13 protein-coding genes and 1 tRNA gene are annotated in these 18,429 nt (G+C 59.2%); 9 read left to right on the top strand and 5 right to left on the bottom strand.

Annotated elements, in window-relative coordinates; translation table 11 throughout:
• Positions 1-91: 91 nt before the first annotated feature.
• The 7 genes from IRZ31_RS01860 to IRZ31_RS01830 all read left to right on the top strand — a co-directional run bounded on the left by IRZ31_RS01860 (position 92) and on the right by IRZ31_RS01830 (position 8,675).
• Positions 92-1,063, top strand: coding sequence for a cytochrome c oxidase assembly protein (locus IRZ31_RS01860; protein ID WP_297148933.1), 972 nt, complete (start codon positions 92-94; stop codon positions 1,061-1,063).
• A gap of 381 nt (positions 1,064-1,444) precedes the next feature.
• A complete protein-coding gene (gene coxB, locus IRZ31_RS01855; protein WP_297148931.1) occupies positions 1,445-2,482 on the top strand; it encodes a cytochrome c oxidase subunit II in 1,038 nt (345 codons plus the stop codon).
• Positions 2,483-2,679: 197 nt separating this feature from the next.
• Positions 2,680-4,365, top strand: coding sequence for a cytochrome c oxidase subunit I (gene ctaD, locus IRZ31_RS01850; RefSeq protein WP_297148930.1), 1,686 nt, complete (start codon positions 2,680-2,682; stop codon positions 4,363-4,365).
• A 177-nt stretch (positions 4,366-4,542) separates the two neighbouring features.
• Entirely contained in the window at positions 4,543-4,923 is a 381-nt protein-coding gene (locus IRZ31_RS01845; RefSeq protein ID WP_297148928.1) for a cytochrome c oxidase subunit 4, read from the top strand.
• Positions 4,924-5,145: 222 nt separating this feature from the next.
• Positions 5,146-5,763 (top strand): cytochrome c oxidase subunit 3, encoded by a 618-nt coding sequence (locus IRZ31_RS01840; protein WP_297148926.1) that lies wholly within the window; start codon positions 5,146-5,148, stop codon positions 5,761-5,763.
• Positions 5,764-6,129: 366 nt separating this feature from the next.
• Positions 6,130-6,555, top strand: coding sequence for a hypothetical protein (locus tag IRZ31_RS01835; protein ID WP_297148924.1), 426 nt, complete (start codon positions 6,130-6,132; stop codon positions 6,553-6,555).
• A gap of 281 nt (positions 6,556-6,836) precedes the next feature.
• The gene (locus IRZ31_RS01830) at positions 6,837-8,675 is read left to right on the top strand and encodes an ATP-binding protein (RefSeq protein WP_297148922.1); all 1,839 of its coding nucleotides are present in this window, start codon (positions 6,837-6,839) and stop codon (positions 8,673-8,675) included.
• 229 nt (positions 8,676-8,904) lie between these two features.
• On the opposite strand, the gene IRZ31_RS01825 is transcribed toward IRZ31_RS01830, so the two are convergent.
• Positions 8,905-10,179: a pitrilysin family protein gene (locus IRZ31_RS01825; protein ID WP_297148920.1), complete on the bottom strand. Its 1,275-nt coding sequence runs from the start codon at positions 10,177-10,179 to the stop codon at positions 8,905-8,907.
• 331 nt (positions 10,180-10,510) lie between these two features.
• Between IRZ31_RS01825 and IRZ31_RS01820 the strand changes: the two genes are divergently transcribed.
• Positions 10,511-10,583 (top strand) — tRNA-Arg (locus tag IRZ31_RS01820).
• Between the two features lie 498 nt (positions 10,584-11,081).
• Positions 11,082-14,762, top strand: coding sequence for an NACHT domain-containing protein (locus IRZ31_RS01815; RefSeq protein WP_297148918.1), 3,681 nt, complete (start codon positions 11,082-11,084; stop codon positions 14,760-14,762).
• A gap of 61 nt (positions 14,763-14,823) precedes the next feature.
• Here the strand turns inward: IRZ31_RS01815 and IRZ31_RS01810 are convergent, their stop codons facing one another.
• The 4 genes from IRZ31_RS01810 to IRZ31_RS01795 all read right to left on the bottom strand — a co-directional run bounded on the left by IRZ31_RS01810 (position 14,824) and on the right by IRZ31_RS01795 (position 18,121).
• On the bottom strand, positions 14,824-15,699 hold the full coding sequence (locus IRZ31_RS01810) for a C40 family peptidase (RefSeq protein ID WP_297148916.1): 876 nt from the start codon (positions 15,697-15,699) through the stop codon (positions 14,824-14,826).
• Between the two features lie 59 nt (positions 15,700-15,758).
• Positions 15,759-16,667, bottom strand: coding sequence for a proline dehydrogenase family protein (locus tag IRZ31_RS01805; protein ID WP_297148913.1), 909 nt, complete (start codon positions 16,665-16,667; stop codon positions 15,759-15,761).
• A gap of 271 nt (positions 16,668-16,938) precedes the next feature.
• Positions 16,939-17,811 carry an SDR family NAD(P)-dependent oxidoreductase gene (locus tag IRZ31_RS01800; protein ID WP_297148911.1) on the bottom strand — a complete coding sequence of 291 codons (873 nt, stop codon included), beginning with the start codon at positions 17,809-17,811 and terminating at the stop codon, positions 16,939-16,941.
• Positions 17,812-17,863: 52 nt separating this feature from the next.
• Positions 17,864-18,121, bottom strand: a complete 258-nt coding sequence (locus IRZ31_RS01795) for a hypothetical protein (RefSeq protein WP_297148909.1) — start codon at positions 18,119-18,121, stop codon at positions 17,864-17,866.
• Positions 18,122-18,429 lie beyond the last annotated feature (308 nt).

Genomic DNA, 18,429 nt, shown 5'->3' with positions numbered 1-18,429 from the left:
CAGATGGAGGGCAGAGCGGCGGAGTAAAGAAAGCAGAGGCGCTGCTCTGGGTCCCTTCAAGGCTGCACTCATTGCGCAATGGAGCGGGGCAATGGACTTCTGGCTGAGAGCCTGGCATTTCATTCCTTCTGTAGTGGTCGGCTGCGTGGCGATTACTGTCCTCTATCTCTACGCCATTGGGCCGCTGCGCAGACAATACGATCTGGGGCCGCCAGTTCAGCGCAGCCGGGTGATCGTCTTCCTGCTGGGAGTACTGATCATCTTTCTGGCCCTGGTCTCGCCACTTGATGAGCTGGGGGATGACTATCTCTTCAGCGCCCATATGGTGCAGCACCTGCTCATCACCTTGGTAGCTCCGCCGATGATGTTGTGGGGCACGCCTGGCTGGCTCCTCACTCCACTACTGCGCAATCGCCTGCTGTTCAGACTGGCCAGGGTGCTGACCTTACCCGTTGTCGCTTTCTTTCTCTTCAACGCAGATATCTTTCTCTGGCACGCGCCGCCGCTCTACGACGCTACTCTTGAGAATGAAGGTATCCATGTTATAGAGCATATAACCTTTATTGCCTTCAGTTTTCTGTTCTGGTGGCCGGTCTTGAGTCCACTGGAGGGCGAGCTGGGACCGCTGCCTTTGCCGGGCCAGGTGCTCTATCTCTTCCTCAGTGGAATGCCGATGGTCTTACTTGGGGCTGGATTGACCTTTGTGCCACCGCTTTATGCTCCCTACCTGGCGGCGCCGCGTATCTGGGGGATCTCAGCGGCCACGGATCAGCAGCTTGGCGGGCTGATTATGTGGGTGCCGGCCAATATCCTGGTGATTGTGCTGATGAGCGTCCTCTTTATTCGCTGGATGCTGGAGCAGGAACGGCGTCAGGAGGAGCGGGAGCGTTTGGCCTGGCAGCGAGAAGAGGAAGAGGAGCGGCTACGAGCGCTTGAGCAGAGCAGTGGTGAGGGTGGTACTGGCCGCCGAAGCGAGGGTGTGAGCGAGAACGAGGGCCGGGGAACGGATGTCAGCCTGTCATCTTCTGCCAAGCGCGAGCGTCCTGGCGAGCAACCGTCTTGACAGCGACTGAAAGCTGACGAGGCGAGGTCTGTTCTGCGGGGAGCTGCATTCAGGTGTCTGTAAGGTTCCCTTTCGGTCCTGCAAGTTTCCTGTCAGGGAAGGACGCTAGACTGATCTGCCAGACTGGGCCTGCTCTGTCGCCTTACTTCCGCTGCGCGCGAGGCGCAGGGGCAAGAGTAAGCCGTCGGGTCGCTGGTGCGCCGGCCAGCGGGCCTGCGGCTGCGGCAGTGCGAGATAAGGCCAGCCCCTGGCTGGTCAGGCTGGATCGAAGAGGAGGAAAGGCAGGCGAGCGGAGAGGCCCGCGCTCTGGTTGAAGGCTCCCGCGGGCGGCCCTATAATTATCTAGAGCGCTAATCTGTGTCTAATTGAGGAGTGCGAGCAGTGAGGATACCGTTATTTCGAGGGAAAACACGTTGGGGGCTGCTGCTCCTGACGTTGCTCTTATCCTCGCTCCTGTTCGCCGCCTGTGGCGGCAACCCCTCGATCCTCAACCCGGCGGGGCCGATCGCCCAGGATGAGGCCAATCTCTTCTGGTTTATCCTGGGTGTGGCCACCTTTGTCTTCGTGGTTGTCGAGGGGATTCTCATCTGGTCGATTATTCGCTTCCGCGAGCGTCCGGGGATGCCGACGCCGCGCCAGATTCATGGGAACACGACCCTGGAGATTGTGTGGACCGTGGCGCCCTCGATCTTCCTCTTCGTGGTGCTGGTCTTCACGATCCGCACGATGTTCCAGGTCGATACCATCCCTACAGGTGGGCAGCAGCTAGAGGTCACGGCTGTCGGCCATCAGTGGTGGTGGGAGTTCGACTATCCGACCCAGAAGGTCATCACTGCCGATGATCTGGTGGTGCCGACGGGGACCGTGATCCATGTCAAGCTCTATTCGAACAATGTGATCCATAGCTTCTGGGTGCCCAATCTGACGGGCAAGACTGACGTAGTGCCTGGCCACAACAACGAGAAGTGGTTTAGCGTCGATAAGCCCGGAACCTACCACGGCCAGTGCGCCGAGTACTGCGGCTTGCAGCATGCCAACATGGCCTTTAATGTGATTGCGCTGCCGCCGGACCAGTTTGCAACTTGGGTGAGTGGCCAGCAGCAGGCGGCGGCTAATAATCCGCAGTATGCACGCGGGCTGGCGCTCTTCAAGTCGAAGGGGTGCACGGCTTGCCACGGGATCGTGGGGGTCAACCTCAACGATTTCAATACGCAGCCGCAAACGCTGGTCGGCCCCAATCTGACACACTTTGGAAGCCGTGATTTGATCGCCGGCGGCGTGCTCAAGAATACGCCTGAAAATCTGGCAAAGTGGTTGCATGATCCGCAGGCGGTGAAGCCGGGGAATGATATGCCCAACCTCGGGCTGTCCCAGTCCGAGATCAATGACTTGGTGGCCTATCTGGAAAGCCTGAAGTAAAACAATAATATAGAGAATGGCTTTTTCGATAGGTCATCGGCCTGGCGAGCACGTGGGGGGCAGTCAGGCTATCAGCCAGGAGCGAGCTGATCAATCGCCGGGCGATGGCTCTGCCTGCCACCGCTGAGCCTGTCAGGGAGAGGGCTGGCCTCCCCGGTTTGCCTGAAGGGGCTGATTGGATATTCGGAGGATTTTCCATGGCAACCAGTACCATTGTTGAGCGTCCTGCTCTGGTCCGACAGAAGCGCTTTAGCGAGACATATATTGGCCAGTGGCTGACGACGACCGATCATAAGAAGATCGGGATCATGTACATGGTCACGGCCTTCTTTTTCTTCGTGGTCGGCGGGCTGGAGGCGTTGCTGATCCGTACTCAGCTAGCGCTGCCGGACGGCAAGGTGCTCGATCCCCAGACCTATAACGAGATCTTTACAATGCATGGCACCACGATGATCTTCCTCTTCGTGATGCCGATGTTCACAGGTCTCGGTAACTATGTGGTGCCGCTGATGATCGGGGCGCGTGATATGGCCTTCCCGCGCCTGAATGCCTTTGGCTACTGGATTGTGCTCTTCGGCGGCCTCTTTCTCCAGTCCAGCTTCGTGTTCCATGCGGCACCAGACAGCGGCTGGTTCGCTTATGCACCTTTGACTGAGTGCGGCGTGCAGGGGGTGAACTGTATCCCGGCGACGCCCTCGATCAACATGGATTTCTGGGCTTTGGGCGTGCTGCTGCTGGGTATCTCGTCGATTGCGGGCGCGCTGAACTTCGTGGTGACGATCTTCAAGCTGCGCGCGCCAGGCATGACGATTAACCGCATGCCGCTCTTCGTCTGGATGACGCTGGTAACGTCCTTCCTGCTGCTCTTTGCTCTGCCCAGCTTGACGGCGGCCTCGGGCTTGCTGCTGCTGGATCGCCATCTGGGCACGCACTTCTATCAGGCGGCCTTCAATGGTGACCCACTGCTGTGGCAGCATCTCTTCTGGTCCTTCGGTCACCCCGAGGTCTATATTCTGATCCTGCCGGCTTTCGGCATCGTCTCGGAGGTACTGCCGGTCTTCTCGCGCAAGCCGATCTTTGGCTATACCTTCGTGGCCTGGTCGGGTGTGGCCATCGGTTTCCTGAGCTTTACGGTCTGGGCACACCATATGTTCGCCGTGGGTCTGCCGGTGGTGGCTCAGGCTTTCTTCGCGACGAGCACGACCCTGATCGCTATTCCGACAGCGGTCAAGATTTTCAACTGGTTGGCGACGATCTACGGTGGTAAGCTCTCGTTCAAGACGCCGATGCTTTTCGCCCTGGGCTTTGTCGCGATGTTCTTGATCGGCGGCCTTAACGGGGTGGCGCTGGCGATCGTGCCGTTCGACTATCAGGTGACTGATAGCTACTTTGTGATCGCACACCTGCATTATGTGCTCTTCGGCGGGGCGGTCTTCGCTATCTTCGCGGCCATCTTCTACTGGTTCCCGAAGATGACGGGCAAGCTGCTGAATGAGCGCCTGGGCCAGATCCAGTTCTGGCTGATGCTGATCGGGGTGAATGTGACCTTCTTCCCGATGCATATTCTGGGCCTGCTCGGGATGCCACGCCGTATCTATACCTACGCTCCCGATCTGGGCTGGAATGAGCTGAATCTCCTGGAGACGGTCGGCGCCTTTATTATCGCGGCGGCTATCCTGGTCTTCTTGTTCAACTTCGTGACAAGCCTCCGCCAGGGTCAGCCGGCGGGCAGCGATCCCTGGGATGCCTTCACGCTGGAGTGGGATACGGCTTCTCCTCCGGAGCCATACAACTTTAAGACGATCCCTGTGGTGCGCAGCCGCCGCCCGTTCTACGATAAGAAGAATCCGGAGACGGCGGACTGGAAAGTGGCCGTCCATTGAGGGCGGGGCGCCGGTGAGCGCCTGTGAGCTGCGCCGGGTTCCGACCGGCGCCCGGACTGACTGGCTGTGCTTCTGGCGGTCCGGCGTGTTGGCGGGAGCCGGCGCGCCCCTCTGGGGAGGGCTATCTTGCCTGTCTCTGGATGAGCTGGCCCGGCGAGCGCACGAGAGAGGCATACTGTGATTAACGAGGAAGAGCAGAAGGATAGGCCTCCAGCTGAGGGTGGGGGCCTGCAAGGTCAGGAGGAGGAGAAGAGAGAAGCTGGCAATCCTGGGAGCGCCGGGGTGCAGCAACAGCTGCAGGGTGAGAGCGGTGAAACGATGCAGGTGGGGGAGGAGAAGCCGCAACTGGAGACTGCTGAAAAGACCGGTGATCAGTCCCAGGGTCGTCCGTCTCGCGCGAGGGTTCCGCGCAGCCCTCATCCCAGTCTCTGGCCCTTCGTGCTGGCTCTGGCCATTGCGCTGGTCTGTTTGGGTGTGGTAACTCATCCGGCGGTGCTGGTGATCGGCGCTTTGCTGATCGTGGTGGCCGCCGTCGGTTGGGGCCTGGAACGCTATTAGGTAAAGAGTCGCCACACAGCGTGGCTTCTTCTTTCGGCTGCTTGATGTGCTCTGGCGCTACGCCTGTGCAGGCATGCGCTGGACGCGCTGTCTATCTACCGCTGGCTGGTATCTGGCGCTGGCGATCGTGCTCGTGCTGGCATCATGCCGAAAGGTTGCCAGGCAGCAAGATCACCTCTGTTTAGCTTCTTGGAGAGAGAACAGTCAGGAGAATTTCGGGGTATGAGTGTTGCCTATCGCGAGGGGATACCTGCCCTAGAGCAGGTGCATGATGAAGGTGGGCGCAGCGTCGGCTGGTGGGGCATGATGTTTTTCATCGCCTCGGAGGCGCTGATTTTCGCTAACCTGATAGCCGCCTATCTCTATCTGGAGATTCGCCAGGGTGGCCATGGCTGGCGCCTGCCTAGCGAGATCTGGTATCCGCTCATCAATACGGTCATTCTGCTGGGAAGTAGTGCACCTATTCACTATATCGCTGCCAAGGGTATCGAGAAGGGCAGCCAGCGGCGCCTAATTTGGGGCTTGTTGGCGACAATAGTGATGGGTGCTATTTTTCTGGGAGGCCAGGTCTATGAGTACAGCTCGCTCATCAGCGAGGGCTTCACACCGCAGAGCCAGCTCTTCGGATCGGCCTTCTTTACGCTGACTGGCTTCCACGGTCTGCACGTGACCGTTGGCCTGATCTTCTTGCTGATCGTCTTTGTGCGTGCTTTGAACGGCCACTTTACGAAGGAGCGACATTTCGCTTTCCAGGCCGGCGAGATGTACTGGCACTTCGTTGATGCGGTCTGGGTCTTCGTCTTTAGCATAGTCTACCTGCTCCCGCTGTTGCGCGGTTAGTGGAGCGGAGAACGGCAGGCACGCTGCGACGATGATTCTCGCGGCCTGGGCTGGCTTGCTGGCTGGTTCACGGAGATCAGCATCCAGAATCAGGCCGACTCGACTGGCACTGGTCAGGGGCAGGCGGCTTGATCGATCTCGCCGTTGCGAGAGAGACGGCGGCAGCACTGATCAGGCTGATAGGCAAGGGCGTTCTGACAGCTTATAAACCCCGCTGAGAACGCCCTTGCTTGCTTGATGCGTAACCCTTCCGATGATGTGATACAATTAGAGACGTGGGGCGAAAGATTCCCAGCCCACGATCGTCTCCCGATCGTTAGCGACGTGCTGATTGGACCGGCGAGCTTTGGAAAGGAAGCGCCACTCATGGGAGAGGTTAAGCATAGCGGCAGCTTGTCTTCGCACAGCATCGACGCGGGTACACAGTCACCACGGGCGCGAAAGCGCATTATCCGCAATTGCTCGGTCTGTACCCAGCGGATTCCGCTGGAGGCTATTGCGGTCACGGAGCCCGAAGGTGCGCCCGAGCCGCGCCAGTCCTGGGTGTTGTGTCGTGATTGCTATCGTGCGCTGCTCGCCGAGATGAGTCGCTCGCCGGTGCGCTCACCCCTGCGTCTGCGCATTGCGCTGGGTCTGGTCGCCGCTGAGCGTCGCCCGGCTTCTGCTTCGTCAGCTCCTCATATTCGTCGCTTTGTCCATGATCATCGCGCCATTATGTTTATTGCATGGACGCTGATCATCGGCATGCTTTTGCATCTTCTGTTGATTGTGGGGCTGGCCAGTCTGCACTAGTCTTCTCTGCTCGTGCTCTGTCCTTCAGGTGGGCAGGCCGTCTTGAACCTTGACCGCCTTGCTAGAATATTCATGAGTACTCATCGATCGTGCCAGCAATGCGGAAAGGTGTTCGTTTCATGGAGCGCGCCGCCAGAGATAGGGCGGACATGGCCAGCGTTGACCGTCGCTCTGCAGAGTGTATGACGTTCCTCGCCTGCACTCCGTCTGATGCTTCTCTCCCGTGGGCATCGACCACCTCTGCGCTGATGCCCTCTACCGCGCAGGCGATCCTGGCAGCAGTGGCGGAGAATCTACACAGTGGCTTACTGCTTTTGAACCAGCACGAGCGGTTGGCCTGCGCAAATAAGCGGGCGGGCGAGTTGCTAGGCTGTGAGGCCCATGAGCTGGTTGGCGGGTCAACGGTAGATGTACGTGCGCGTCTGTTGGCGCGAGCTGCCGATCCCCAGCGCGCTCGGGAGGCCCTTGATCGCCTCTGGGAACACGCCGAGCAGGAGACTTCGACAGATCTGGCTCTGGTGGATGCGGCGATCCGCTGGCTACGTGTGCACAGTTTTCCTATCCACGGCGCTGAAGGTCGCTTACTGGGGCGGGGCCTCCTTCTGGAAGATATTACCCTGGAGCGTGAGGCTGCTCAGGCCCGCTCGGAGGCTCTGGCCCTGGCAGCTCATGAGCTGAAAACTCCCCTGGCAATTATTAAGGGCTGTGCGACAACCTTGCTCGGCTCGTCGCGCCGCTGGGATGCGGCTGTGCAGCGTGAAATGCTGGAGATGATCGATACCCAGGCCGATCGCTTGTATGAGATTCTCAATACTCTTGTGGATGTGTGGCGGCTTGATAGTGGAACGCAGAGACTGCACCTGGCGCAGGTGCAGTTTGAGGAGTTGCTGCGTCGCCTGGTGGAGCAGCGCGAGCGTTCGGCTCCTGGCCATCGCTTTATTCTGCGCCTGCCTCCTTCTTTGCCTCCAGTGCCGTGCGATCCATTGCGCATAGAGCAAGCAATTAATCATTTGTTAGATAATGCAGTTCGCTATTCGCCTGGTGGGGGAACAATTCGCCTGGAGGTGGAGGTCGAGGGCGCTGAGCTGCACGTGAGTATTACTGATCAGGGCCTGGGGATTCCGCGGGAGCATCTGGAGCATATCTTTCAGCGCTTCTATCGCTTGCCGCGCGAAGAGGCTGAGGGTGAAGAGGAGGGCAGTGGCCTCGGATTGGCGGTGGCGCGGGCGACCATTGAAGCGCATGGTGGGCGGATCTGGGCCGACTCGCCTGGCCCAGGCCAGGGGGCGACGTTCTCGTTCACGCTGCCCCTGCAGGCGACAGAGGAGCTTCCGGTTGCTGGCTCGACAGCGGAGGCGCTGCCGGTCTTGACTTCCGCAAGTGCTCCGACTCACAGTCAAGGGCCAATCCTGCGCCGCGAGCGCCTGGCGTCCGTCTTGCTGGCTGAGCAGGATGCACGCATCGCTCGCTACCTGCGCGCCCATTTGGAGGAGCAGGGCTGTCAGGTACAGCTGGCAACCCATAGCGCCCAGTTCTTCCGCTTACTAGATCTGCAGGAGCCGGACCTGATCTTGTTGGCTGATCTAGCTGATATTACGGCTTTGGAGCTGTTGCGCCGTCTGCGCGAGTTTGCTGAGACGCCGGTGATTGCTCTCTGTACTGCTGGTCATGAGGAGGAGGGGGTTCGCCTGCTCGATGCTGGCGCGGATGATCTGGTCTACAAGCCTTTTCATCTGCGGGAGCTACTGGCACGAGTGCGTTGCCGCCTGCGTCGGCGTGGTCGGGAGAGTGCGGCGGAGGCGAGGCACCAGCGTGTCTTCCGTACCGGAGATTTGGTGATCGATTATGCGCAGCATCAAGTCTTTGTCAATGGGCAGCCGGTGCAGTTGAGTCGCACGGAGTATCGCCTGTTGAGTACGTTGGCGCAGCATGCCGGCATGGTGATGACGCACGAGCTGCTCCTCGAAAAGGTCTGGGGGCCGGAGTATAGCCGTGAGATAGATTTTGTCTGGGTCTATATCAGTCGTTTGCGGCGCAAGATTGAGCCGGACCCGCGCCATCCGCGCTATATTCTGACGGTGCCGGATGTGGGCTATAAGCTGGCCCGCCTGTCCGGTTGAGTCCGGCTCGTTGCTTGCTCCTGCTCTTCCTTCCTTGTCTTCTCTCCTCCTTCCTGGCTTTCGCTTGAGCCTGGGGCGCTTCAGGTTGCCTGGCTGCGATGCCTGTTTTTTGTCATTCTCTGTCTGCTCTCGCTCTCTCTATCACTTCCTGCTTCTTTCCCTCTCTCCTGCGCTTGTTCGCTAGCCGATGGCGATGACGTTGGGCGTCGTGCTGGGTGAACCGGCCCGTTTAGTTGAGAAGCTGCTCTTCGCTCAGGGGGCCGAGGGCGACCAGGACCTGTTTTTCGCGCAGGGGGAAGCGCTGCAAGGTGCGCATGATGTCATCGGCGGTGACGCGCTCAACGCGCTCGATTTCTTCGTCGATGCTGATGAGTCGGCCTTCGGTGACCCAGTCTGAGGCCAGGGTGCGCATGCGAGTGAAGGTTGATTCGCTGCTGAGGACGATGCTGCTGATCCATTTATCCTTAGCGCGGCGCAGTTCATCCTCGTAGATGCCGTCCGCTAGCAGGCTCTCAAGCTCGGCGCGCAGGAGACGCAGGACGCGGGGGGCCTCTTCGGGGGTAGAGTTGGCTTCGAGCAGGAGCATGCCGGTGTCTTCGAGGGCCCAGAGGCCGGCGCTGGCCGATTCTGCCAGGCCCTTTTGATGGATGTTCCAGTAGATGCGCGAGCCGTCGGTGTCCCCGAGGATGCTGCCCCCGAGGGCGGCGGCGTAATAGTCGGGGTCCTGGATGCTGACGCAGGGCATGGCTAGCAAGATGATTTGCTGTCTGAGGCGCGGATCGACGATGACGTTGTTGATGGAGTGAGCTGGTGCATAGGGCTGTGGCTCGCGTCCACTCTCGCCGGTGCGCCAGTCGCTGCAGAGTCGCTCGGCATGCGCGACGAAGCGCTCCCAATCGAAGTTGCCGGCAACGGCCAGGATCATGTTGTTGGCGCCGTAGCGGCGCTGCCAGTAGTCGCGCATTTGCTCGATGCGCATGTTGCGGATGCTTTCGCGCGAGCCGAGAACGTCGTGGCCCAGGGGATGGCCGTTGAAGTAGGTTTGGGCCAGGCGGCGGAAGGCCAGGTTGTAGGGCTGGTCTTCGGAGCGGGCGATCTCGTTGATGATCACTTCTTTTTCGGTTTCGAAGTCGCTTTCGGCCAGGCGCGGATACATCATGTCGCTGAGGAGTTCGAGAGCGCGCTCGCTGTATTCGCCGAGGACGCGGGCGAAATACATGGTAGCTTCATGCGAGGTGAAGGCGTTTAACTCGGCGCCGATTTTGTTGAATTCAAGGGTGATTTGTTGCCAGTCGAGATGCTGGGTGCCTTTGAAGACCATGTGTTCGAGAAAGTGTGAGACGCCCTCGATGGCCGGGTTGTGCTCGTCGCGCGAGCCGGTGCGCACATAGTAGGCGATGGAGACCGATTCGAAGTCGGGCATGCTCTGACCCACAATCTGCAGGCCGTTGCTGAGGCGATGGGTGTGGAAGATGTCCCGACCGACGGTGATAGAATCTGTCATTCTCTCTTCCTCCGCGTGAACAGGAGCCTCATATGTTCTTTTTTCTAGCATGATAGCCCCTGCCAAGAGCGGCTGTCAAATCGGGAGAGCTGGCCCCTCGGCGCCGACCAGCGATGCCAGCAATGGCAACAATGATGATGGGCTGCCTGTTCCTCGCCTGTCTGGTGTTGCTTAGGCCGCTCCTGGCACTTGACAGGGCCCCAGGAGCATGCTAGGATGAAACCAGTCCACTAGCTAGCTGGCCTGATGACTGGCAGACGTACGCTTTTGCCTCTCGCTGGCCGGTGCAGGCTGTTGGCTTCGAGAGCCGTTCCTATGTGTCAAGGAGGAAGGGGCCGTAGCTCAGTGGATAGAGCAGCGACCTCCTAAGTCGCGTGTCGGAGGTTCGATTCCTCTCGGCCCCACTTTTTTGTTATACCGCGTAGCTGGTTGTCCACTTCACCTGCTTTATCTGCCCGTTCCCCGCGGATATGAGAATCCCCCAACTGCCTATGATGTCAATCTGTGTGAGCGATGAGCATAAGGTGTATCTTTTGTAGGCTTTATGCCATAGAATGGGCCGTTGGCGTCTTCGCTAGCCAGGTCATGACGATGTTGCCCCGCGGCTGACTTGAATACCCGCCCGGTAGCCGACTGCTGTGCGTCGGGCAATGAAATGACGGCTACCTCTTCTGCGTTCCTGGGAGTCTTTGGAGTCTCTTTTTTTGATGGGGCGCTGCTTGCGCCAGTATAGGCGCTCTGGTCTATAATCGTAGATACGCTCGTTGAGGACTGAATTGGCTGGTCATTTTTTCTGGGGATTTCATTGATTCTCGCCTTCTTTATGCTAAAATAGAAGAATATCTTACTGGAAAGATCGGCAAGCATTCATTTCCTGGCACGAGGCAGGTGATTGATCGGCTATGACGACGGCGGAGACGAAGGCGGCTCTGGTCTTTTTGTGCGCTGCTGCTCGCGATAAGCGCTTCGTGGAGGAATTGAGAAATCATTTGCAGACGCCCGCTCTGCGCTCGCGCCTGCGTTGTTTCGCCTCGCTCGATGTGCCCGCTGGACGGATGCCCTCCCAGGAGGTGGAGCAGGCTGCCCGGCAGGCTCAGGTGGCGGTGGTGCTGGTGAGTGCAGAGCTGTTGAGTGGGCGGAAAGAGGAGCAGAAAGAGCTTAATCTTCTTCTGCAGCAGTGGCAGCTGGGCCGGCTGCTGCTGATTCCGGTGTGGGCGCGGGCCTGTTCTCTAAGCGGGACGCCGCTTGAAAAGTTAAAGTTTATCGATGAAAGAAGCTGCGCAGAGATGAGGCGGGCTGAACGCGACCAGCTCTGGGTCAAGGTGACGGAGGCGACCTGCGCAGCTCTGGAGGCGGGAGAAGGGGAGCGCAGCACTGCCAGTATGGGTAAAGAGGAGCTTGAGGCGCTCTGCGTCCGCGTTGAGGAGCGCTATCGGCGGGCGCTGCTAGAGGATCGCAGTCTGACGCTGTTGCAGGTGCTGGGGATGCGTACCCCTTTCCCAATTGAGCAGATTTATATTCGCCTGCGCTTGCATGAGAAGTCGGAGATGCGCTATCTCAGTCCCGAGGAGTGGGGGGAGCAGTTTGATCCTGAGCATGTAGAGCGGCGCCGGCAGCGACGCCTGGAGAAGCGTGCCTTGGAGGCGCTGGAGCCGCAGGAGGCCGTCCGCCGTCATCCGCGCTGTGTGATTCTGGGCGACCCAGGGGCTGGTAAGACGACGCTGCTGCGTCATCTGGCGATCTGTATGCTGCGTGGCAGGGAGCCGGATTTGCCACCAGTGCCAGTCTATCTGAGCCTGAATGCTTTTGCGGCCTCGGGTCAGGAGAATTTGTTAACTTATGCGGTCTGGCGCCTGGCGCGCGACTACGCTGACTACGGACTTGAGGAGGCGGAGCTGGCCCTCTATCTGCGTGCGCGCCTGGAGGAGGGGAAGACGCTCTTTTTATTGGATGCGCTGGACGAGACCTTGATTGGTGAGTCGGCAGAGGAGGCCGGGCAGAGCTATAGCCGGGTGGTGGAGGCGGTGCAGCGGCTGGCCAATCGCTCGGCGGTGGTGGTGACGGCCCGCCGCGCCGGCTATCGCTCGCATCGCCGCCTCGCCGGCTTCGATGAGCTGGATGTGCTCGACTTTCGCTGGGAGGAGATTAAGCAGTTTGTCCAGCGCTGGTTCGCCCAGGAGAGCAGCCACAGGCCCCAGGCGCGAGCTGAGGGTGTGCGCCTGCTGCGTGAATTGTATCGGCAGTCGCATCTGTTGACGCTGGCTGCCAATCCTTTGCTGCTGACTCTGATCGTCCTCACCTACGAGGGTAGTGGTGAGCTGCCGGCGCGGCGCGCCGCGCTCTATAGGGAGTGTGTGACACTCCTCTTGGAGCGTTGGGATCGTGAGCGCAATATTCGGCGCATGGGTGGTCCGCTTCATCTGCGCCCCGATCACCATCGCCATTTGCTCTATGAGCTGGCCTGGCAGATGCACTTGCGCGGCTGGCGCTATGCACCACGCGCGGCGCTGGAGGAGTGGATCGCCGACTTTTTGCCGCGCCTCTGGCTGATTAGCGGGCCAGAACTGGCGAGCCAGGTGCTGGAGGCACTCAGTGATGACTGTGGGCTGCTACGCGAGCAGGGCCAGGATCTCTATGGTTTTCTGCATCTGACGCTGCAGGAGTATTGCGCAGCCTGCTACGTCAGTGAGAGCGGCAGCGTTGATCTGCTGCTTCCCTATCTGGGTGATCCGTGGTGGGAAGAGGTGACGCTGCTCTATGCAGGCGCAGTGAACGATGCGACGCCGCTTTTCCGGGCGTTGCTTGAAGGGAGCAAGAAGGCGCCGCCGGAGGATCTCTTTCGCAGCAAGCTACTGCTGGCGGGCCGCTGTCTGCTAGCGCAGCCTCTGCTGCGCGGCTGGCCGGAGCTGCGGCGCGAGTTGCCGAATCGCCTCTTCGATGAGCTACAGCAGACTCCCTATCGTCTGATGCAACAGTTATTGGCAAACGTGCTGCTGCAGCTTGGTTTTGCCTATAAAGATCCGGTGCTGGGATCGGGCGATGAGAGTATCATTGAAAGATTGAAAGATATATCGTTAAAAGGGGGTTCATTGCTGATATACAGAGCAATAAGATTTGCACGATCAGGAAAGGAGTTCTCAACATTATTTTTCGATGATTTTGGTGATATATCTGTATTTGACTTCATTATTGGAATAAGTAAGTTTGAAGATGATATCATCTTCGATGAAAGAGATTTCGATTTTTCTGCTCAAATTAAAAACGATGCGAATATTATTGATGCAAAAATACCATCAGTAGGTAATTATCCGATATATCGACGACTGTCTTTACTCGAAAAAAGATTGGAAAAGCAAAATATTACGCGTAAAATGCTCTTGGTTTCATTTAGAAAAGCAATACAATCAGGTGATCAAAAAAGGATAGTGGATGTTTTGCTATCACTGGTGCGAGCAGAGGAGCTGACTGTGAGGTTCCGCTCTGACTGTGTCCTGGTGCTGGCCCGGGTATTGGACTGCTACGATGATGATGAGGCGGTGAGGGTGCTGCTGTCACTGGTCAAGAATAAGAAGTTACCTGAAAAGGTGCGTTATGACTGTATAAATCTATTGAATAATATATTAGTAAAATGTGGAGATGAAAAGGCAATAGAGGTTCTGCTGTCGTTGGTGAGGGATAAGAAGTTACCTGTAGAGATGCATCATAACTGTGTAAAAGCCTTGAACAGGGTACTAAGCAGTCGTGGTGATGGGGAGGCCGTAGAGGTTCTGCTGTCGTTGGTGAGGGATGAGCAGCTAGCGATGATGTCACGCCTGGCTTGTGTCGAGACGCTAGGCCACCTGGCCAAAGAGGTCGCGCCAGCGCAAACTGGAGCGCTAGCTGCGCTGGCCGATGTCGGTCTGCACAGCGAAGTACGTGCTGCTCTCGCTCTTGCTTTGGGTGAGAGTGGAGAGCGCCTTCTCGCCGCTCCCCTGCGCCTCTGTTGGGAGCGCGAACAAGATGAGAGGCTCAAACGTACTCTGCTCTTGGCCCTGGTATGCCTCGATGATCAGGATCTGGGCGTCCTGGCACAGGGTGAAGAGCTGGCTCTCCAGGGCCATACTGGTGGGTTTCTGACCCCTTCAGAGAGTTCCCTCTGGGATGCCTATTTGCCTGAGTATCTGGCAAAGCATAGCAGCGCGGAGACGCTGGGGCGCTTGCTGAGGAGGAGCAGGTTTTTGAGGGGATGGTTCTCAGGCTCGTTGATAAAGGCAATAGAGACTGCTGAACGCCGCGACCTGGTGCCTGTGCTGCTCGATGTCTTGGAGCACTCGTCGCTGAGGGCAGAACCGACGAAGCTCAGAGGCGTAAAGCTCCAGGGCATTATACGGGCGCTCAGCCAGCTAGGTGAAACGCCCGAAGTTGCCAGGCGCCTGCTTGCGCTCTTCCAGAGGGCAGTTACGGATGCCACTCTTCCGGTCGGCTACTGGGTCGTTGATTACCTTTTTGAAGCGCTCTGGCACGTCACGCGGCGGGCTGGCCTGCTGGTCGTCGAACGTCCGCGCGGCAGCCAGCGCTACGTCCTGCTCCCGCGCCGCTCCTGAACGGCCATCGACAGCTCGCACAGCCTGTACACTCTCCCCCCAGCCGGCCAGCCTCACGCGCTCAAGCCTGGTCTGGCGGCCCTTCCGCCTGCTCATCCTCCCTCACCACGCGCTTCACCCCCCACACACAGCTCGCCAGCCGCTCGTTATAGTCCTCGTCGCCCGGCTCCAGACTATTGATCACCACGCGATTATACTCCACCCCTTCCGCATGTATAAAGCGCCGCTCATCCAGAGCCAGTGCCACATGCGTGATGCGCTCGTGCCCAAAAAAGAGCAAGTCCCCGGCGCGCAGCTCCGCCAGCGGCACCGAGCGCCGCAAGAAAGCATACTGCTGATCCGCATCGCGCGGCAACAGATAGCCCGCCATCCGATAGCAGAGCTGCACCAGGCCGCTACAATCGATCCCCTCGCAGGTCGTCCCACCCCACAGGTAGGGCGTTCCCAGCAGCTCGCGCGCGTACTCCAGGGCCACCGTCAGCGGACGGCGCGGAAAAGTCTCATGGGCCAGACGCACCGCCACCGCCTCGCGCTCCACCCAGGCGCGGCGCTCGCCCGGCAGAGCCACCTCCACCCGCTCAGCGAAACGCAGATCGGTCACCGGTAACACCGTCGACAGATAGATCGGTTCCAGCACCTCATTGCCCTCTGCCCCCGCCAAAAGCTGGGTCCGCGGCCTCTGCACCACCGCCACCAGCGGCAGCGCCGTTCCGCAACTCTCCCCAACCCGGCAGAAGCCCGTCACAATCGGCTCCTCCAGATCGGCCTCACGCAGCCAGCCGCTGTAATCCGAAAGCTGCCCATGCAGCCACTCGCCGTGCTCCCCGTCGACCACCACCTCGCGGTTCAGCAGTGCCTGCGTCACCAGCTCCGAAGCCGCATCAGGCTCGCGCCGCACATCCGCCACCGGCACCGCCACCACCAGCTTCGTCGTCATCAGCGCTCACTCCTCCATTGCCTGAAAGAAACGTCAAGTGCTCGTGCGCTAAAGAGCGCTCAGCGCCACAGATTGCTCAAGACAAACACCAGATTGGCCGGACGCTCCGCCAGGCGGCGCATCAGATACGGATACCACTGTGAACCATAGGGCACATAGACCCGCACATGGTAACCCTCGCGTGCCAGCCGCTCCTGAAGATCGCGCCGGATACCGTAGAGCATCTGAAACTCGAACGCATCGCGGCTGATGCCATGATCGCGCACAAAGCGACAGGCCGCCGTAATCATCGCCTCATCATGTGTGGCAATGGCCGGAAAGTTCCCACGTGCCAGCAACATCCCCATCAAGCGCACATAATTCGCATCAACCTCCGCCTTCTGTGGAAAAGCCAGGCTCGGCGGCTCCTTATAGGCTCCCTTCACCAGCCGCACCCGTACCCCTTCTTGCAGCAGGCGCTCCAGATCATCCTTGCTGCGATACAGATAAGCCTGGATCACCGTCCCAACCTGCGCAAACTCACGGTGCAGGCGCAGCGTTAGATCAATCGTCCGCTCGGTATAGGCCGAGCTTTCCATATCGATACAGACAAAGATCCCCAAACGATCGGCTTCCGTCAGAAGACGACGCAGGTTCTCCTCGCACAGGGTCGGCGAAATATCCAGGCCCAGGGCCGTCAGCTTGATTGAGATATTGGCGTCCAGGCCGCTCTCCTTAATGCACTCCAGCGCGCGGATATAATCCTCGGTCGCCGCCCGCGCCTCGTGCGCGTCAGTAACGTTCTCCCCGAGGTGATCCAGCGCCGCGCTCAGCCCCCGCTGATTGAGCGTGCGGGTTACCTCGATACTGTCGCTCAGCTGCTCGCCAGCCACGAAGCGATGAGAGAAATTGCGCGCTGTCCGGTTCGACAGCGCAAAGTTGCGCAGCCCATCATGCTGCGATAGATACAGCAGTGTATCTCTGAGCATCAGCGCCCCCTCTGACCAATGAGAAAATCGAAGTAGTGAAGCATTAGCATAGCCTGTCTTGCTAAGCTTTCCTGCCCCTATGATAGCACAAAAATAGCCGCTCTGGCTCCCTTGCCACCGGGTTCCAGAGCAGCCCAGCGCTCCTCGGAACAGTTGAGCTAGATCGATGGAGAGAACGACCTGAGTGAGCAATAAGCATTGTCATGCCAGAGAGACCGCCCATTGCCTGACTCGGGCTGGCTCGCTCGGGCCGCTTTGCGTCAGCGCAGCGCTACCAGCGCAGTGAGCGGCGAATCTGCCAGTCCCAGAAGCGATCGGGAAGCCAATAGCGCAGGCGCATCGCCCAGGCCATACTGGGCGGGACGGCGTAACGCGTACGCGGGCGAGGGCTGCGCAGAATCTTCTCAACCGTCTGGGCGAACAGCTCCGGCGGGAATCCCCCCCTGCCAGAGGCCAGGCGCATAGCGCTCTTCTCCATCACTGTCAGCAGGCGCTCGTATGGACTTCCCTGACCGCGATACTGCTCCAGCTTACCGCGCGCCCGTTCCATACTTGTACGCCAGATCCCTGTCGGGCTAGAGGTCGGCTCGATCACCACCACCCGCACACCGAAGGGAGCCAGCTCCACCCGCAAACTGTCGCTGAGAGCCTCCAACGCGAACTTGCTCGCTCCATAGGGACCCAGAGCCGGCAAGGGAATACGGCCATTAACACTGCTCACATTAATAATCGTCCCGCGCGCCTCCTTTAGCAGAGGCAGCAGCGCCTGCGTCACCCCGATATGAGCAATCGTATTGATCTCAAACTGCGCACGCAGATCGTCGAGGTCGATCAGTTCCAGGGGACCGGCGAAGGCCGTGCCCGCATTATTGAGAAGAGCGGTTAAGGCTGGCGTCGCTGCCGCCACCTGCTCGCTCATGGCCTTCACCTGAGCGGCATCTGTAATATCACACAAGAGCGGCGTCAGGTTTCCATTGATGCCGAGTGTCTTGGCCTCTGCCAGCAACTGCTCCGCGTCTGCTTCGCGGCGCACCGTCGCAAAGACCTGCCAGCCACGTCGCGCCAGATGGAGGGTCGTGACGCGCCCGAAACCGCTGGAACAACCCGTAATCACAATGGTCGCATTCCCTGCCGTCTTACTCATGTTGCTCTTTGCTCCTCTCCTTCATCTCTGCCGCTTTGCCGCCGACGAGAGATTAGAAAAGCTCCTCGCCCTCCTGACCTTCAGGGCGCGGACCAGGCCCGATGCGATCCCAGAGACCCAGGCGGATCAGCTCACAGCGAGCCTCAAAGCCGAACTGCTCGGGGTCCATCTCGCGGCCATGACGGAGGACCAGGCTGCGCAGCATCTCGATCTGCTCCGCCTTTGAAGCAACATCCTGTTCAAAAGGAATATGCTGCGCCAGATGCTCTACCGCCTGACGCTGATACCATTGCTCCTGTGACTCTGCCATAGGCACCCGCTCAGTAGGCAGTCAGATCAAGACCAACAAGCTGCAAGTGGGCAATCGCCGGTGGTGCAGCCAACCTGCCAACCAGCGAAAAAGTAGGCCAGGCTGCATCTGTCGGCCTTGCACCCCTTCATCAAGGTAATGCTATCATGGCCGCTCCCGGCGGCGCAAGGGCGCCCGTATCCTGAGCGGACCCGTGGCAGAGATACACTCTGAAACAGATTTGTATACGTTGGACATAGCCATTTTGCCCTAAAGCGCCCGCTCACTCTTGACCGCATCAGGCAACAATGCTACTGTCAGAAAGGAGA

It is taken from the genome of Thermogemmatispora sp., from assembly GCF_019683635.1.
In the GTDB taxonomy this organism is placed as follows: domain Bacteria; phylum Chloroflexota; class Ktedonobacteria; order Ktedonobacterales; family Ktedonobacteraceae; genus Thermogemmatispora.
Note: the sequence above shows the minus strand (reverse complement) of the source record. Positions and strands in the feature narration are given on the sequence as shown.

Coding starts and splice junctions, on each gene's coding strand:
- IRZ31_RS01860 (WP_297148933.1), top strand. CDS start 92: ATGGACTTCTGGCTGAGAGCCTGGCATTTCATTCCTTCTGTAGTGGTC.
- IRZ31_RS01825 (WP_297148920.1), bottom strand. CDS start 10,179: ATGACAGATTCTATCACCGTCGGTCGGGACATCTTCCACACCCATCGC.
- IRZ31_RS01810 (WP_297148916.1), bottom strand. CDS start 15,699: ATGACGACGAAGCTGGTGGTGGCGGTGCCGGTGGCGGATGTGCGGCGC.
- IRZ31_RS01835 (WP_297148924.1), top strand. CDS start 6,130: ATGGGAGAGGTTAAGCATAGCGGCAGCTTGTCTTCGCACAGCATCGAC.
- ctaD (WP_297148930.1), top strand. CDS start 2,680: ATGGCAACCAGTACCATTGTTGAGCGTCCTGCTCTGGTCCGACAGAAG.
- IRZ31_RS01840 (WP_297148926.1), top strand. CDS start 5,146: ATGAGTGTTGCCTATCGCGAGGGGATACCTGCCCTAGAGCAGGTGCAT.
- IRZ31_RS01795 (WP_297148909.1), bottom strand. CDS start 18,121: ATGGCAGAGTCACAGGAGCAATGGTATCAGCGTCAGGCGGTAGAGCAT.
- IRZ31_RS01805 (WP_297148913.1), bottom strand. CDS start 16,667: ATGCTCAGAGATACACTGCTGTATCTATCGCAGCATGATGGGCTGCGC.
- IRZ31_RS01815 (WP_297148918.1), top strand. CDS start 11,082: ATGACGACGGCGGAGACGAAGGCGGCTCTGGTCTTTTTGTGCGCTGCT.
- IRZ31_RS01800 (WP_297148911.1), bottom strand. CDS start 17,811: ATGAGTAAGACGGCAGGGAATGCGACCATTGTGATTACGGGTTGTTCC.